The organism is Bradyrhizobium sp. WYCCWR15520 (assembly GCF_056174665.1).
On record NZ_JBWBWM010000016.1, the window covers coordinates 41,032 to 57,524 of the forward strand.

The window sequence follows — 16,493 nt, forward strand, 5'->3', positions numbered from 1 at the left end:
GTGACTGGAAAGCGCGTCCAGACCGACTGGCGGTCGGCTCTGGCGTGAGCCACCGCCGCGTACCCAGCAACGCATTTTTCCAGATCGCCGCTCCCGGTCCGACCCGTTGACCGGATCGGCATCTGGAATATGGGTCCACCGCCGGATCGCCGCAAGCGCATAGATGCTGCCCTGGTGCGACCCGCGGCCGGCCCGATTCCCGGCTCGGCTATCCGGACCAAGGTTAATCGTTTCTGCCGAATTTGACAAAGGATCGTGCTGGCCGTTTAGCCGCCGTTGACGATACCGGGCTGTTTTGGAGGCCGCTCCGGCAGTGCGCGGGCTTTGACCCGTTTTTTGCGGAACCGGTTTACCGCCTGTTCAGCGGCTCGGGCGGAAATGCCCGGTAGAAACCACATTTGCGGTGAGGCCATGCTCAATACAGTCGTAATCCGTCGCATTCGCACGGCTGCACGCCGGTTCGCCGGCGCCAACGACGGCAACATCGCGATCCTGTTCGGGATCGCGGTCATCCCGATCATCAGTTTCGTCGGCGCGGCGGTCGACTACACCCGCGCCAACAGTGCCCGCTCCTCGATGCAGGCCGCGCTCGATTCGACCGCCCTGATGCTGGGCAAGGACCTGACTGAGGGCACGATCACCGCTTCCCAGATCGCGACCAAAGCAGACGCATATTTCAAGGCGCTTTACACCAACAATGAAGCCAAATCGATATCGATCAACGCGACCTATACGCAGAACACCGGCAACGGCTCGACCATCCTGATCAACGGCTCCGGCTCGATAGACACCGGTTTCATGCGGGTGGTGGGCTTCCCGACCATGGATTTCAAAACCAGTTCCACCTCGGTCTGGGGCAACGTCAGGATGCGGGTCGCGCTGGCGCTCGACGTGACGGGATCCATGCAGTACGACGGCAAGATGACCGCGATGAAGCCGGCCGCCAAGGCGCTGATCGACCAGATCGCCGCGCTCGCCAAAAACCCCGGCGACATCTACATTTCGCTCATTCCATTCGCCAAGGACGTCAACGTCGGCGCCAGCAATTACAACGCGAGCTGGATCAACTGGACCGACTGGGAGGCGGTAAACGGTACCTGTAGCAATAACGACTACACGACAAAAAGCTCCTGTCTGGCCAGCAACTGGAGGACCTGGACGCCCAGGAACCACAACACCTGGAATGGTTGCGTGACGGACCGCGACGAGAACTACGACAAGACGAACACCACGCCGACCTCCAACACGTCGCTTCCGTCCACGCAGTTTTACGCCGAGCAGTACAACGCATGCCCGGCGCAACTGATGCCCCTTACCTATGATTTCACCGCCCTGAAGGCGAAAATCGACACGCTTGTTCCGAACGGCGGTACCAACCAGACGATCGGGATCGCCTGGGGATGGCAATCGCTCACTCAGAACGCGCCGCTCTTCGCACCGGCGGAAGATTCCAACTATACCTATAAAAAGGTGCTGATCGTGATGTCCGACGGTCTGAACACCCAGGATCGCTGGCCGTCACATGGCAATGGCCAACAGCAGTTCAACGGCGCGATCGACGCCCGTCAGCGCACCCAGTGCGACAACATCAAGGCTCAGGGCATCGTCATTTACACAATGCACGTCAACACCGATAACGATCCGACTTCGGCAGTTCTGAAGTATTGCGCCAGCGGTGACGATAAGTTCTCCACCGTGACGTCCTCGAGCCAGATCGCGACGGCTTTCACCGCGATCGGAACCTCGCTCTCGAAGCTGCGCGTCTATCGATAGGTCTCGAGAAGCGCCGCCAAGAAAAAGCCCGGCCGAAACGGCCGGGCTTTTTTGTTGTCGAAGCGCGAAGTCGCGAACGGATTAGTGCGAAGCCGGGTTGAACTTCGCGACCAGGCCTTCGTAGGGCTTGAAGGTCTGCTTGGCGAGATCGGTGTAGAGGCCCGCGATCTTCTGCGATTCCGCGACGAAGGTCTCGTAGGACGAGCGCGCGTATTCGGTCTGCGCTTCGATCGCCTTGTCCAGCGACTTCACGCCGGAAAGCTTTTCGACGAACGACTTGGTGTCTTCGAACGACTTCTTGGCGTAGTCGCCATAGGCGGTCGCGATCGCCTGAACGCCGCTCTGCAGGTTGCTCGCGGAAGCGGCAACCGATTCGAGATGCTCTTTGCCGTAATTCTGAATGTCTTCAACCTTAACCATCATGGAGTCCTTTCCCAGACTGCAGGTGCAAACCGATTGCCGGGAGGCCCGGCTCCCTGACCCCTCTCTACATATGTGCACTGCACAATAAAGTCAAGGAATATTGTGCGACGCACAAATATGGCGAATTAGCGCAAAAACTCAGGGTCTTACGCAACGGTTAATTAATCTTTTGGAAACCCGCCCGGCCTAACCTGATTCCTGGACTTGTTCGTCTTCCGACACACAGCCTGAAAGCTGTTTGTGAACAGCATCTTAGCTAGAACAGCGACCTGATCGGCCGCTCCAGCCGCGCGTCATGGCCGGATCGGTACTTCGAACGGGAGAGCGTCAGCGGTTGGTGGGCACAATTTCGCCTCACGAGCCGGTGATCAAGACAGAAATTGGGACGGGGAAGTAAATGCTTCGTACAACCTTGGCTTCCTCGCGCGCTTTGCGGGTGTGCGCCCTCGGACTCATTACCTTCACGACAGCAATACTGATCTCGAGCGAGAGCGCCGAAGCGCGCCGCTACAAGCACCGCCGCCACCACGTCGTGCGGGAAAGCTACAGCCCGCAATTCTCCTCGATCATCGTCGACGGCAATTCCGGTGCGGTGCTCAGTTCCAACAATCCCGACGGTATCCGCCGCCCGGCGTCACTGACCAAGATCATGACACTCTATCTGCTGTTCGAGCGGCTGGAGTCCGGCAAAATGAAGCTCGACACCGAAATGGACGTGTCCGAGCACGCCTCCGAGCAGGCTCCCACCAAGCTCGGCCTAAAGCCAGGCCAGACGCTGAGGGTCGAGGATGCCATCAAGGGCCTGGTGACACGTTCTGCCAACGACGCTGCCGTCGTCGTCGCCGAAGCCATAGCCGGCGATGAAGCCGAATTCGCCAGGCTGATGACGCGCAAGGCGCGCGCGCTCGGCATGAGCAAGACCACCTATCGCAACGCGTCCGGCCTGCCCAATGACGAGCAACTGACCACCGCGCGCGATCAGGCCACCCTCGGCCGCGCCATCCAGGACCGCTTCCCGCGCTACTACCGCTACTTCGCGACCTCGGTATTCAATTATCGGGGACAGTCGATCCGCAATCACAATCGCCTGCTCGGCAACGTCGAGGGCGTCGACGGCATCAAGACCGGCTACACCCGCGCTTCCGGCTTCAACCTCGTCAGCTCGATGCGCCGGGGCAACCGCCACCTGATCGGCGTGGTGCTGGGCGGCCGCAGCGGCGGCTCGCGCGACGCCACCATGCGCAATCTGCTGGCCGAGAACCTGGAGAAAGGCGCGACCAAGCGTACCGTCGCCGCGATCAGCGAACGCAACCCGGCTGACGTCGACGTAGCCGAAGCCGACACCGCCTCGCGTCCGACCGAAGCGGCGCAGCCCGCCTTCGCCGCCGCCGAGCCGGGGCTCGCAGCCATGCAAACGACCCGCTCGATCGCGCCGGCCAAGCCGTCGCTGATGGCGGCCGCCGCTGCGGCCCTGCCCTCGCCGGCCGCCAAGGTCGAAGCGAACAAATTCGAGCAGCAAGCCAGGCCCGAACCCGCACCGTTGACCAGCGGTGTGATCCAGACCCAGCAGATATCGGCGATCCCCGGCTCGGCCGAGCCGATGAAGCCGGTCAAGGTCAAGACCGTTCAGGTCAAGGCCGGGCCGATGAAGCTGGCCTCCGCCGGCCCCTCGCAGCCCGCCGCGCCGCCGGTCACCAACGCCATCCCGGCCCACCCCGAAGTCGCCGAGACCTCCAGCGCCGTCGTCGCCAAGGCCGCGGAGAGCAAGGTCGAAGCTGCCAAGGAAGCTCTCAGGGCAGCCATGCCGCAGCAGCCGGCCGGCCACGGCACCGGCAACGGCGTGCTCGGCGTATTGCCCGCCTCCAGCCTGACACAGCCCCCGTCGCAGGGCTCCCATGCGCAGACGATGGCCTATGCCGATCCCGCGCCCCGTGTCCAGCAGCAGACCGTGCAACAGAACGACGCCGTCAAGCCGGCCGCGCCCGCGGTGGTTCGCACCGGCTGGATCGTCCAGGTCGGCGCGCTCGAAAGCGAAAGCGAAGCCAAGCAGCGGATCGATCTCGCCCGCACCAAGGCCAGCGCCCTGCTCAGCAAGGCCGATCCCTTTACGGAAACGGTCGTGGCCAAGGACAACCGCACGCTCTATCGCGCCCGCTTCGCCGGCCTCGATCGCGATCAGGCCGAAGCGGTGTGCAAGACCCTCAAGCGCGCCGACATTTCCTGCATGACCGTTCGCAACTGAACGGGGCGCTTCATTGAAGTCGCAAAGCCGGCGCCGCAAGCGCCGGCTTTGTTGTTTTCGCAGCACAGTCGCACGGGCTCTTGCACGATCAGGCCCAATGCTTTCCGCGAAAACCTCTCGTCAAGAATTTACGGTTAAGTTTCCCTGCAAGGAATGATCGACCACGCCGGACAACGGCGGGCGATGCGGGGCGTCAGTCAGAGAATGGCAGGCAGGCAACTCTCGGTTTGTAGCGTCGGTGGCGTGAGCCGGAGTTAACTAGAGATGCGTGCGAAGAAGAGTATCCTTGGCCTCGTTTACGCGGGCAGCGAGGTACGTCGAGCCCCCCTGATCGGGATGCAGTTTCTTCATCAGGGCGCGATGCGCCCGGCTGATGTCGTCGCGCCCCGCCCCCGGCTGCAGGCCAAGGATCTGATAGGCTTCCTCGTCCGTCATTTTTCCGCTCGCCGCCGCGCGACGCTGCCCCCCTGCCGTATCGCCTTGCGCGTTCTGACGCCAAGCGGGAAACCGGCGGTCAAGATAGCTTTCAAGTAAGGCAACGCTCTCGGCGTCGAAGGCCGCCATCATCGCGATCAACTGCGGCAGGTCGAATTCGTGAAGCGAGCGGCCGGCGTTCGGCCCGTCCACGATCCGTCCTGACAATTCGCCGCTGTCGTGATCGAGAGTCATCTCGATAAACTGCGAACGGACGCGCGAGGCCTGGCCTGACGACCGCTGTCCGCCACCGCCGAAAATCCCGCCGATATTGCTGAAGCCGCCCGGTCCGAACGGCGACCAGCCGAGCAGGCCGGCGCCGAAGATGCCGAGCGGAATGGCAACGGCAAGCTCGCCACGCAGGCCGGTGTAGGCCGCGACCGCCAGCGCAACCACGCCGCCCGCGATTTTGATGACGCGCGCAAGCACGACCGGGTTGGCCGCGCGAAACATCTGCAGCAGCAAATATAGAACGACAACGGCGACGACGCCGGCAATCAGGGTTGGCATGGCTCTAATATAGCGGCACCGGCGCCGAAAAGCATGCGCTCGGCCCGCAGGCAACCAAAGTCGTAATTACTTGATCTGGCCGATCAGCGCGGCGGCGCCACCGGTGGTCTTCGATAGCCGCAGCAGCGCTTCGCGACCGCCGGCAACGTAGGCCGCGGCGGCGCGCAAGAGCTCGCGCAACTGCGCCGCGGCGCCGGGATCGAACTTGCACCATGCCCCGCCGGTGAGCCGCGCAATCTCGCGGAACGCCTGTTCGGCGGTGGAGTCGTGGCCTTCCTGGAACATGAACACGGGGACCTTGAGCAGGCCGAGCTCGCCGGCCTTGGCGCAGAGATCGTCGACCGACTCTTCCATGGCGTCACCGACGAACACGACCGCGCGCACGGCGGACGCCACCGCCTCACGCCGCGCCTCCGACAGCACCTTGCCGATCTGGGTATTGCCCCCCTGGCAATCGATCTTGCTCATCAAGCGCGCCAAATGCGCGGAGTCGGAGATCCATCCCGTGGCGCGGCATTCGTTGAACCCGCGGTAATAGACCAGCCTGATATCGAGGCTGCCGAGCGAAGCCGCCTCGCGAAACATGTCGGCCTGCAGCGCGCAGGCCATGTCCCAGGTCGGCTGCCGGCTCATTGTGGCGTCGAGCGCAAATACCAGCCTTCCCTTGGCGCCCGGACGGTGCGGCGACATCGCGCGCGCCTTTGCCACGAAGGCGGCAATGTCTTCCGATGCCGATGGCTTCTCCGGTAACGGGCCGCCCTTGCGCGCCTCGGCCTTTGCCGAGTCAACTTCGCCTGCCGATTTCGGTTTGATGGGTTCGCCGGCCATAAGCGCTCGCGGATAAGCAGCAAGCTCTATGTGGGATGGCGCCTATAGCCGGTCAATGCGCCGGCTCGTGACGCAGCCGCAAATGCACAGTGGCGGTCGGTCGTCTAGTTCGTAACCGGCTTGTTCTTCGGCGGCGAATTGCTGGCCAACGGGGTTGAGAGCGGCACCGGTCCCGGGCTGCTGCTGAGGACGTCCGGTACCTTGGTCGGCACCGGCTTCAACGCGGCACTCTTGTCCGACTCGTCCAGGAACTTGTCGAGCATTTTCTCGATCGAAGACTTGGCTGCGTCAGGCCCGGTATCGCGCATGTCGTTATGCTGGAAGCCGGTGTTCACCACCGTGATACCGGCCTGCTCGCACTGTTCGTCGTCAGGCACGACGCCGGGGTCCGGCTTGAACTGCGTATCCTTGGAGCGGAACGACAGGATCTTGAACTTGCCTTCGGTCAGGAACGGGACGCGCAGATTGTCCAGCGTCACCACCTTCTTGATCTCGTCGGGATACTGCTTGGCGAAATACATCGAGATGTCGCCGCCCATCGAATGCCCGACCATCGTCACCTTTTCATAGTCGGCGTTGGGCTGGACCTTCTTCATTTCGTGGATGGCGAAATGGATGTTGGCCACGCCGCGCTGAATCTGCGGCAGACGGCCGACATAGAGCTCGCCGACCTTGGTTACCATCGGCGGATCGGTCGGCAGATCGTGCTGCGGACTGATCGAAAGGTAGCCGCGCCAGGCGAACACGTTCGACAGGAATGAATACTCGGTATGCTTGACGGTATTGCCGTGATTGAGGATCGCAACCGGCAGCTTGATCAAGCCGGCATTGGCCTGCATTTCCTTGTCGCGGCGGACGGCGATGTTGACCGCCACCAGGCGATTGTCACGGTCGGGATCGTGGAACGCGATCGTCTCATGCCGGATCGCCCACTTGCTCGCGGTAAAATACGCGACAGCGACCAGCACCGAGAGTGAAAGCAGAACGAGAATTCCACGTTTCATATTCATCCTCGCGCCCTGCTAAGGGCCAACCCTGTTTGAGACTCTTTCGGTCCCTTGTTGATGATATATGTCACGATGGCGTGACATAAAGGCCAAATGTTGTGTATTGACCGCCTGATCATTGTGCGATGCACCTATCCATTGTGCAGCCGCCCAGTTCCCAAAAATTTGACCGCTTTTCCTTACGTTGCCTCCCGTCAACCTTTGGTTCGAGGGTTGGATAAAAGTCTAGTGAAAACGTGGTAATGGTTGGTTTGTTCCTTGGCGGGAACCCGTTACCTCCGAAGGTGTAAAAATACCGGCAAGGGCAGCGACTTAGACCGTTGTGTAGATGACGAGCTTCAAGGCCGGATCGTCATTGGCCTGGAAGCTTGCATACTCCAGTTTGAGCCGGCCCTTCTTGGGATGGGTCAAGGATTTCCGTCCTGCCGCGACGCCGCTGACATCATGGGCTTCCCACCAGCCGGCAAATTCCGAACAGCCTTCCCGCAGACGCGCCAGCAGGTCGCGAAAGGCGGGATCGCCGGCCCAGAGGTCATGCGTCGCCCGGAATTGGGCGACCATGCGCTGGGCCTCGTCCGCCCATGACGCGCCGAACAAGCGTCGCGTCGCGGGGTTGGTCAGCACGGACAACAGGCTGTTGCGATCGGCCTCTGCGAGCCGGCTGAACGCAAAGATCTCGTCCGCCGCCACATTCCAGAAGAGAACGTCCCATCGCCTCCCGGTAACATAGGCCGGAAGGTTGAGCTGCTCGACCGTGCGGCGGATCGCCGGGGGCACCGTTTCGCGGATGAAGGCGCGCCGGTCGGTAGTTTGCGTGAGCTCCTTCAGATGCCGATGCTCGGCCTTGGTCAGCCGCAGCGCGCGCGCCAGTGCGTCGATCGTCGCAGCCGAAGGGCTGACGGATCTTCCCTGTTCGAGGCGGATGTACCAGTCGACGCCGATGCCAGCGAGTTCGGCCACCTCCTCGCGCCGTAGGCCGGGTGTGCGCCGCCGCCGGCCGTCCGAGAGGCCCACGGCCTTTGGCGTCAGCTTCTGCCGTCGCGAGCGCAGGAAGTCGCCGAGTTCGCTCTGCCTGGAATTTGCACCTGCTTCCGCCATGCGCCGCGCCTTTGAGGAGGGTTCAATAGTCCTAGGATAATACCAGGTCTTGTTGAGACTTTCAGGCCTGCGAGAATGCTGCGTCAAACGATATCAAGAGGTTCCATGAAGGCTGCCGTCCTCAATGCGTTCGGATCGCCGCTTGCGATCGAAGCTCTCCCCGACCCGCTGCTCGGCACCGGCGAGGTCATCGTCGACGTCATGGCGAGCCGCGTGCTGGCCTATGCCAACGAAGTCCTCAGCGGCGAACGAAAGTACCTGATGGAATTGCCCATGGTGCCCGGCCCCGGTGCGATCGGCCGCATCCGCGCCATCGGCCCCGATGCGACCCGTTTTCGTCCCGGCGATTGGGTCTACTGCGATCCGACCGTCCGTTCTCGCGACAATGCGCTGTCGCCCGACATTGCCCTGCAGGGGCTCACAGCCGGCAGCGAGGGCGGGCTACACCTGCAACGGTATTTCCATGACGGCGCCTGGGCCGAACAGATGCGCGTGCCGACGGAAAACGCGGTTCCGATCGGCGACATCGATGAAAGGGATGCCGCGCGCTGGTGCGCGCTCGGCACCCTGCTCGTGCCCTATGGCGGTTTCCTCGCCGCGCAATTCCAGGCCGGAGAGATCGCGCTCGTCAACGGCGCCACCGGCAGCTTCGGCAGCGCCGCTGTCGCCGTGGCATTGGGGATGGGCGCAAGCTGCGTGGTGGCGACCGGCCGCAACGAGCAGGCACTGGCCGATCTGACGCGGCGGTTCGGCGGCCGCGTCCGGACCATGCCGATGCGCGGCCACGAGGCTAACGATCGTGCGCGCATCCTGCAGGCGGCGCCCGGCCCGATCGATTGCGTGCTCGACATCCTCCCGCCCGCGGCCAATGCCGTGCAAGTACGGACCGCGGTCATGGCGGTGCGGCCTTATGGGCGTGTGGTATTGATGGGCGGCGTCGGCATGCTCGGCGGCGGCGGCCTCGACCTGCCGTACCCCTGGATGATGCGAAACTGCATCACCCTGCGGGGGCAATGGATGTACCCGCCGCATGCAGCGATCCTGATGGCTGCCCTGATCCGCTCAGGCCTCGTCAGCCTCGATCATTTCGAGGTCACCGCGTTCGGCCTCGACCGCGCCAACGAGGCGGTCGCGCATGCCGCAGCCCACAGCGGCCCGTTCAGGATGACGGTCATCCAGCCGCGATAGACCACCAAGCCGGCCCCGATGGCGGTCAGGCGCTCAGGATGTCGCCAATGACGTCGTGGACTTCGAGCGGCTTGTCGACCTGGGTGAACCATTCAGCGCGGTTGGCCGCCCGGCGGCGGCCTCGCTCGTCGAGCGGCAGCTTGAGCTGGCGCAACAGGCTGGTCACCTCCTCGCGCGCCGTGACATGGCCCATGCTGGGTCGAGTTCCGAGCGTGGCCTCGTCGATGTCGTCGAGGGCCGTCAGTCCGCGCGGAAAGAATTCGCGGTAGACCACCCGTTCGGCAAACCCGTCGATCGAACGGAAGCCGAGCCGTAGCGAGAGGTCCTTCAGACTGTCGGCGACGAGCTGCTTATTGCGAGAGCCGATCATCGACAGGCGATTTCGCACCACGATCCAGTCGGTGCTGACGCCGTCGAGTTGCCGACGCTTGCGCCTGGTGTCGCGGACCATTTCCGCATAGTGGCTCTCGCCGGTCACCGAATAGGTGGCGGGATCGACGGTGCCGAGCACGTCGAAATCGAGGAAGCTGTCGTTGATCGGGGTAACCAGCGTGTCGGCCATCGAATGCGCCAACCGCATCAGATAGGAGTCCGAACCCGGCGTATCGATGACGATGAAATCGAAGGCACGCTCGACCGTGCCGACCGCCTCGGCGAACTGCTGGAACTCGGAGTTTTCATTGTCGGCGATCTGCATCGTCTCGCCGAGCTTGATGCAGTAATGCACCGGGATTTCGAGATCGAGACCGGTGCGGCGCGCCCACGCGCTCCGGTTGGCGATGTAGCGGGTGAAACTCTTCTGGCGGCAGTCGAGGTCGATGGTGGCGACGCGCTGCCCAGCCTTCATCAGGGCAACGGCAATGTGCAGGGCGGTGGTGGATTTTCCGGAACCGCCCTTCTCGTTGCCGAGCACGACGACATGCGCCGACCCGAACTGACCTTGGCTCGCCTGAAGCAACATGACTCAACCCCCGCACGATATCTTCAAATCACGCGCGACTGCCCGTCAAGTGAAATGCGCGACGTCGCATTCAAATCACTCGCGGTGTGTCTTAATCATGAATCCCGATGGTGCGGATTTCGTTCCGGTGCCGCGATCAGTCCAGAGACTTTTCAACCGGCGGGCGCGTGCGCCCGACTTTGGCGTTGAGCTGCCGTAGCCTTGCCATTCCCGAGTAACCTTGGCGGCAAAGCTCTGGCCTTATAAGGTCGGCGCGCCCGCCAAACGGCGTGGCGCCGCCCGCTCCCTCACCCCGTCACAAGCAGCAAGAGATCGAGGCCCGATGTCGCGTAGTCCCATGGTCGTCCGTACCGTTCCTGCATTGCGCCGCGCCGTCGAGGCGTTGCGCGCCCGCAAGGCCGCCGTCGCGCTGGTGCCGACCATGGGTGCGCTCCATGACGGGCATGTGTCGCTGGTGCGGCTCGCCAAGCAACGCGCCCAGAAAGTCGTCGTCTCGATCTTCGTCAACCCGACGCAATTCGCACCTTCAGAAGATTTCGGTTCGTATCCGCGCACCTGGAAGGCCGACCTCGCCAGGCTGACCGCCGAGAAGGTCGACCTGATCTGGAATCCGGACGTCAAGGTGATGTACCCGGAAGGCTTCGCCACCAGGATCGTGCCGGAAGGTCCGGCTACCGCGGGCCTCGAGGATCGTTTCCGGCCACATTTCTTCGGCGGCGTCGCTACCGTGGTCGGCAAGCTGTTCACCCAATGCCGGCCGGACGTCGCGATCTTCGGCGAGAAGGATTTTCAGCAATTGCGGGTGGTGACCCAGATGGCCGCCGATCTCGACCTCGGCGTCAAGGTGATCGGCTCGCGCACCGTGCGCGAGCGCGACGGGCTCGCGATGTCCTCGCGCAACGTCTACCTGTCGGCGGAGGAACGGCAGACCGCGCCGACGCTCCATCGCGCCATGAAGGAAAGCGCCAGGCGGCTAAAGGCCGGCGAGGATTTCGAGGCCGCGATGGCAGCCGGCCGCGACCTGATCACCGCCGCCGGCTTCGCGCTGGACTATTTCGAGGCCCGGCACGCCGCAACGCTGGCGCGGATTGCGTCGGTCAAGGAAGGACCAGTGCGGATTCTCGTTGCCGCAAAACTCGGCACGACGCGCCTGATCGATAACATCGGGGTGTAAGCCGAGAGAAACCGACTGCTCAGAGCAGCCCGAGATCGCGTAATTCGCGACGCATCGGTTCCGGCATTGCGGCCACGCTGGCGGCGGAGGATTTGGTGAGGTCCGGGGGCGCTGCGTCCTCGGTCAAATAGCGCCAGCCCTGGAACGGGCGCATCGGCCGGGGCGAGACCGCAAACACCTTGGGCTGCATCACCAGGCGGCACCGCCCGATACCGTCCTTGTCGCGGAACGGCTCTATGGCGATGATCTTTTCGCGCGCGGCGATTTCGCCCTTGATCACCCAGTAGAGCGAGCCGCCGGCGAGGATCTCGCCCTCGCGCTTCGGCGTCATCCGCGTGACGTGGACGTGACGGAGCGGCAGTCCCTTTTTCTTGGCGGTCGCCATGCGTTCGGCAACCCACCCTTTGAGTTCTTTGACCGACTCGCAGCCAACGGCAAGCTTGATGAGATGAAGCGGCATGATCCCGCCGATGTAGCGGCCCGTGTGCGCTTTGAAAAGATCACTCCCTGTGGAGATCACTGCTCATTGTCGGCAGTCCCCGAACCCGACGGCGCGAGCTGGACCGGTGCCGCGGTGGACGGCCGTTTCGGCGGCGCTGGTGGCTTCTTGGCGGCGGCCAGCGCTGGTGAGGGTGACGCCGATGGTGCCGGCGGCGGTGGCGCGGCTTGGCGCGGCGCGGCCGGCGATGCCGGCGCGGCAGTAGCCGGCGGCGACGGCTTCGCCGGCGGCTCGGGATTCATGATGCTGACCGGCGGAGTGGAGGCTGAGGTCGGGAATTCGGCATTGGTGGGCTTCCCTGTCGGCACGGACGGCGGTAGCGCCGCCATCATGCCGGCCGCCGTCTGCGTGGGCGCGTTCCACGATGCCGCGTAGCGCATGATCAGGTTTTCGTAGAGGCGCTCCTCCATGTTGGCCGCAATCTGGCGCGTGTCGGTCAGCGAGCGGAACGCGCGGCAGGCCGCGGGCGTACAGCGGTCGCGAACCGTCAGCACATAGGCCGTCAGCCCGTAGCGGTCGCGCTCGACGGCCCGGCGCAGCGCCTGCAAGTCCGAGCCGGCGCCCTTGTTGGCAGTTGCGACATCGCCGAGCGAGGTCAATAGCGTGATCTGCGAGGCCGCATAGCCCACCGCCGCGGCCACTGACTCGGCCGAACCGAACAACGCCTTCTCGCATGCGGCGAGGACGGCATCACCGGCCAGCTCGTCGATGCAGGAAAGTTGCGGCAATGCCGCGGTCGCGGTCAGGACCGGACGAGGCGCTTCCGCCGACTGAACTGGGCCGGCCGCGCCCACGCCGCGGAAGGTCACGACTCCCGCAACGCCGATCGCGAGCAGCGTGATCAACGCCAGCACGCCGTTGGCCACGGATCTCTCCGAGCGCAGCAGCGTGATCAGAACGATGATCCCGACAAATCCGGCGGTGGCCAGCGTCAGGTACAATGGAAGGTTCGGCGAGTGCCAGATCTGATCCAGCGACGCAGCCCATGCCCAGTTCATGTGCGATGTCCCTCAACGCAGCATCAAACGCGATCGAAAGACGAATGCGTCTTTATCGCATTCGCTTTTCGGCAGAATGGTTCTGCGAACGGGGCCTTTTGACGGCGCTTCGAATGGAACCCCGTCAAACGGCTGCTTGCACACAACTGTTTCAGGAAATCGCGAGCTGGCTTTCCTTGGCTACCCGTTCGAAAGCTTCGGTCGAGCTTTTGATGCGATACTGACAGTCGTCGCCATCGGTCGGCAGCAGCCTGATCACCTCATAGGTGCCGCTGGCGGCCGGACGGGCAACGTTGCTGGCAGTAAAATAGACAGTCTCTCCAACGGAGTACTTATGCTTCAACGCCCTCTCCATTACGCAAGAACGCCGGCCGCGCTCACGGTCCCGCTAGCTTTCGGCCGACTTGAGAACCCTGCGGCAACCTAGCACAGCCGCCTGCCCAAAAGCCAGCGGCATCGAGGCATGGCCAATACGCAATTCGGCATGTTTTTCAGGGCGATAACCTGCAATCCCGCGGGTTCCTCGAGGAAACCCGCCTCGCGGCGTCAAGGCCGGCTTTCCCATTATCGGACAGTTGGCGGCAGATTGATCGAATTTCGCGGAGCGCCGGGCGCCCTGCCCCCGGCCCGACCGAAATCAGACCGTCTCGAACCGTTCGATGACGAGCGTTTCGGCAAGGCCGGCGCGGGTCCATTCCTGAAACGCCGGCAGCGACATCATGGCATCGAAATAATGCCGCGCATCGCCTTTCACCTCGATCGCATAGGTACGAAAGCGATGCACCACAGGAGCGAACATCGCGTCCGCGCCGCTGAACGCGCCGAAGAGAAACGGTCCTTCCTTGCCGTAACGGCTGTTGCAATCGGCCCAGATCTCCTGGACGCGCGCAACATTGGCGCGCGCATCGTCCGACAGATCGACGGCGCCGACCGGACGATGCAGGTTCATGCCGCATTCATTGCGCAACGGCATGAAGCCGGAATGCATCTCCGCCGAAATCGAACGCGCATGCGCCCGGCGGGCGCGATCCTCGGGCCACAGCTTCGCCTGCGGATATTTCTCGGCGAGATATTCGATGATCGAAAGCGAATCCCATACCGTGAGGTCGCCGTCGATCAGCGCCGGCACCTTGCCCGCCTTCGAAAAGCTCAGGATCCGGTCCTTGTCCGCCTTGTCGTCGGTATAGAGCGGGATGAACACTTCCTCGAACGGGATGTCGTTGGCGCGCAGCGCCAGCCATGGCCGCATCGACCATGACGAATAGTTCTTGTTGCCGATGACCAGTTTCAACATTTGCGGGAAAAATCCTGTTGGGAGCTTGATCTTGCCATAGTGCACCGCACGCGTTCAACCTGTACATCACGATTGCCATAGCCACCATCGGGGATGCCGCCACACATGGGCGCCTATTGGATCGATATCGCGGCCGTCGCTTTCTTCGTCGTGGAGTGGCTGGTCTACGGCTTCACCCTTGAGCACACCGCCTATGGCCGCGACAGCCTGTCGGCGCGCATGAACCGCTACCGCGAGGTGTGGGTGCGCAACATGCTCGACCGCGAAGCGCGCATGGTCGACATGCAGATCATGGCCTCGCTGCAGAACGGCACCGCCTTCTTCGCCTCCACCAGCCTGATCGCGATCGGTGGCGGGCTTGCGCTGTTGCGCGCGACCAACGATGCCCTGGCCGTGCTTCGTGAGCTGCCGGTCGATCTCACCCCCTCGCCTGCGCTGTGGGAGATCAAATGCGTGGGGCTGATCCTGATCTTCATCTATGCCTTCTTCAAATTCGCCTGGTCGTATCGCCTGTTCAATTATGTCGCGATCCTGTTCGGCGCGATGCCGCCCTCGTCGCAGCGCGACACCGCGGAAGCGGAAGCCCATGTGATGCGCACGACGCGCCTGTTCGAGGCGGCGGGCCGGCATTTCAACCGCGGCCAGCGCGCCTTTTTCTTCGCGCTCGGCTATCTCGGCTGGTTCGTCAGCCCCTGGGTTTTGCTGCTAACGACCGCGCTCGTCGTGATCGTGACCTGGCGGCGGCAGTTCGCCTCCAACGCCTGGCGGGCGATGGGGAGCTAGGCGCGGTGTCAAAATTCAGATAGTGGCCCCGGCAAGCAGGAAAGCGGACCCGAGTGCGAGCAGCGCAAGACCGGGCCAGTTCGATTTGAGCTCAAAGCCGCCACCCGGTCTTTCAGGTTCCAGGGTGTCGCCCGGTCGCCCGGCGCGAAGTCGCTTTCTACCGCTTAGCCGGCCATGCCAGATTGGCTGAAACGCCAGCTGCAGTATCCCGCCGAAAACAAGAAGCACACCAAGCCATATGAGTGTCATGCTCGTCTCCCGCCAGTGAATGGGCCGCGAGCTGCCGCCGGCCGAAGGCTCGGCGTCTCTTGGTCGATTATCAACGTCCGGCCGGTGCTTCCGGTTCGCCGATCGTGGTTCCATTTGGCCCTCAAAGAGCGGCCTCCACCTCTCCCGGGGCCGGGATGATCACGCGCTACGAGCCGCTAAAATCCTGCGGCGTGAAGCTGAGATCGAGCACTTTCCATTCGCCGTAGCGGTCCACCGGCAGCATGGCGTAGGGCTGACAGGCCTGTAGCGCGCCGCTGGCTTCCTGCATCAGCAACAGAGCTTTCATCGAGGCCTTGCCTTCGATTGGGACCGGAGCGGCGGCGAGCCTGCCGTCCGGCGCCATCAGCACGCGGAGTTTGACCTCGATGTTGTCGGCCTCCGACAGCGAGGGCGGCAGCTTCGAGCAGGTCTTGAGATGCCGCCGGAATTCCGCGATCAGCGTGCTGGAGATCTTGGCGCCCTCGATCGCCGGCCCGTCAAAATCGTCGTCGCCCTTGCTGCGCCCGGCTGCGGTGGCCGACGGCAGCGGCGAAAGATCGGGCGGCAGGCCGAGCAGCACTTGGTATTTGATCGAGATGTCGGGCTCGGGCGGCTTGTAGGCCGGTGCCGCCGGTTGTGAGTCCGGCCGCACGAGCGCGGCCTGCCGCTGCGGTTGCGGCTCTAGCTGTCCGGACGGCGGCGGCGTTCTGGCAGCAGCGGTCCTGTCCGGCACCGGGAGATCGGGGGTTGGCGCAGGTTCGGGCTTGGTCTCGGCGACGGCCTGCTCGACCGGCTTCGGCTGCTCCGGAATATCCTGTGGCGTCACGATCTCGACCGGAATTTGCTCGGCGGTCACCGTGCCGAACGGATGCGCTTCCGAAAACAGCAGCAGCAGCGTCAGCAGCGATACATGCGCGATCGCCGACGCCGTGATTTCAGAAGGTATGATCCGCCGCAGCTCCATCGCATCGCAACGATGTTCGATATTCCCC

16 protein-coding genes are annotated in these 16,493 nt (G+C 63.4%); 5 read left to right on the forward strand and 11 right to left on the reverse strand.

The window, feature by feature from the left end; genetic code table 11:
* Positions 1-411: 411 nt before the first annotated feature.
* Positions 412-1,773 carry a TadE/TadG family type IV pilus assembly protein gene (locus tag AC0QUY_RS19495; RefSeq protein WP_161855105.1) on the forward strand — a complete coding sequence of 454 codons (1,362 nt, stop codon included), beginning with the start codon at positions 412-414 and terminating at the stop codon, positions 1,771-1,773.
* A gap of 81 nt (positions 1,774-1,854) precedes the next feature.
* Here the strand turns inward: AC0QUY_RS19495 and AC0QUY_RS19500 are convergent, their stop codons facing one another.
* A complete protein-coding gene (locus AC0QUY_RS19500) occupies positions 1,855-2,193 on the reverse strand; it encodes a phasin family protein (RefSeq protein ID WP_161856730.1) in 339 nt (112 codons plus the stop codon).
* A 400-nt stretch (positions 2,194-2,593) separates the two neighbouring features.
* Here AC0QUY_RS19500 and AC0QUY_RS19505 point away from each other — a divergent pair, with 400 nt between their 5' ends.
* Positions 2,594-4,438, forward strand: coding sequence for a serine hydrolase (locus tag AC0QUY_RS19505; protein ID WP_161855106.1), 1,845 nt, complete (start codon positions 2,594-2,596; stop codon positions 4,436-4,438).
* Between the two features lie 258 nt (positions 4,439-4,696).
* On the opposite strand, the gene AC0QUY_RS19510 is transcribed toward AC0QUY_RS19505, so the two are convergent.
* From AC0QUY_RS19510 to AC0QUY_RS19525, 4 genes are all read right to left on the reverse strand, one after another.
* Positions 4,697-5,422 (reverse strand): DnaJ domain-containing protein, encoded by a 726-nt coding sequence (locus AC0QUY_RS19510; protein WP_161855107.1) that lies wholly within the window; start codon positions 5,420-5,422, stop codon positions 4,697-4,699.
* Positions 5,423-5,488: 66 nt separating this feature from the next.
* Complete coding sequence (locus AC0QUY_RS19515; RefSeq protein ID WP_475387998.1) at positions 5,489-6,250, reverse strand: VWA domain-containing protein; 762 nt, start codon at positions 6,248-6,250, stop codon at positions 5,489-5,491.
* 104 nt (positions 6,251-6,354) lie between these two features.
* Positions 6,355-7,254, reverse strand: coding sequence for an alpha/beta fold hydrolase (locus AC0QUY_RS19520; RefSeq protein WP_475388076.1), 900 nt, complete (start codon positions 7,252-7,254; stop codon positions 6,355-6,357).
* Between the two features lie 315 nt (positions 7,255-7,569).
* On the reverse strand, positions 7,570-8,355 hold the full coding sequence (locus AC0QUY_RS19525; protein WP_475387999.1) for a helix-turn-helix transcriptional regulator: 786 nt from the start codon (positions 8,353-8,355) through the stop codon (positions 7,570-7,572).
* Between the two features lie 105 nt (positions 8,356-8,460).
* Here AC0QUY_RS19525 and AC0QUY_RS19530 point away from each other — a divergent pair, with 105 nt between their 5' ends.
* On the forward strand, positions 8,461-9,543 hold the full coding sequence (locus AC0QUY_RS19530) for an alcohol dehydrogenase catalytic domain-containing protein (protein ID WP_475388000.1): 1,083 nt from the start codon (positions 8,461-8,463) through the stop codon (positions 9,541-9,543).
* A 25-nt stretch (positions 9,544-9,568) separates the two neighbouring features.
* Here the strand turns inward: AC0QUY_RS19530 and AC0QUY_RS19535 are convergent, their stop codons facing one another.
* On the reverse strand, positions 9,569-10,504 hold the full coding sequence (locus AC0QUY_RS19535; RefSeq protein ID WP_475388001.1) for a division plane positioning ATPase MipZ: 936 nt from the start codon (positions 10,502-10,504) through the stop codon (positions 9,569-9,571).
* Positions 10,505-10,826: 322 nt separating this feature from the next.
* Between AC0QUY_RS19535 and panC the strand changes: the two genes are divergently transcribed.
* The gene (gene panC, locus AC0QUY_RS19540; protein WP_161855111.1) at positions 10,827-11,678 is read left to right on the forward strand and encodes a pantoate--beta-alanine ligase; all 852 of its coding nucleotides are present in this window, start codon (positions 10,827-10,829) and stop codon (positions 11,676-11,678) included.
* 19 nt (positions 11,679-11,697) lie between these two features.
* Here the strand turns inward: panC and AC0QUY_RS19545 are convergent, their stop codons facing one another.
* The 4 genes from AC0QUY_RS19545 to AC0QUY_RS19560 all read right to left on the reverse strand — a co-directional run bounded on the left by AC0QUY_RS19545 (position 11,698) and on the right by AC0QUY_RS19560 (position 14,469).
* Complete coding sequence (locus AC0QUY_RS19545) at positions 11,698-12,138, reverse strand: DUF1489 family protein (protein WP_475388002.1); 441 nt, start codon at positions 12,136-12,138, stop codon at positions 11,698-11,700.
* A 56-nt stretch (positions 12,139-12,194) separates the two neighbouring features.
* Positions 12,195-13,175 carry a hypothetical protein gene (locus tag AC0QUY_RS19550; RefSeq protein ID WP_475388003.1) on the reverse strand — a complete coding sequence of 327 codons (981 nt, stop codon included), beginning with the start codon at positions 13,173-13,175 and terminating at the stop codon, positions 12,195-12,197.
* A 151-nt stretch (positions 13,176-13,326) separates the two neighbouring features.
* Positions 13,327-13,530 carry a hypothetical protein gene (locus AC0QUY_RS19555; protein WP_108517906.1) on the reverse strand — a complete coding sequence of 68 codons (204 nt, stop codon included), beginning with the start codon at positions 13,528-13,530 and terminating at the stop codon, positions 13,327-13,329.
* 282 nt (positions 13,531-13,812) lie between these two features.
* Positions 13,813-14,469, reverse strand: a complete 657-nt coding sequence (locus AC0QUY_RS19560) for a glutathione S-transferase family protein (RefSeq protein WP_475388004.1) — start codon at positions 14,467-14,469, stop codon at positions 13,813-13,815.
* A 105-nt stretch (positions 14,470-14,574) separates the two neighbouring features.
* On the opposite strand from AC0QUY_RS19560, the gene AC0QUY_RS19565 reads away from it, so the two are divergent.
* Positions 14,575-15,252 (forward strand): DUF599 domain-containing protein, encoded by a 678-nt coding sequence (locus AC0QUY_RS19565; protein WP_475388005.1) that lies wholly within the window; start codon positions 14,575-14,577, stop codon positions 15,250-15,252.
* Between the two features lie 415 nt (positions 15,253-15,667).
* Here the strand turns inward: AC0QUY_RS19565 and AC0QUY_RS19570 are convergent, their stop codons facing one another.
* The gene (locus AC0QUY_RS19570) at positions 15,668-16,465 is read right to left on the reverse strand and encodes a hypothetical protein (RefSeq protein WP_475388006.1); all 798 of its coding nucleotides are present in this window, start codon (positions 16,463-16,465) and stop codon (positions 15,668-15,670) included.
* Positions 16,466-16,493: the final 28 nt, after the last annotated feature.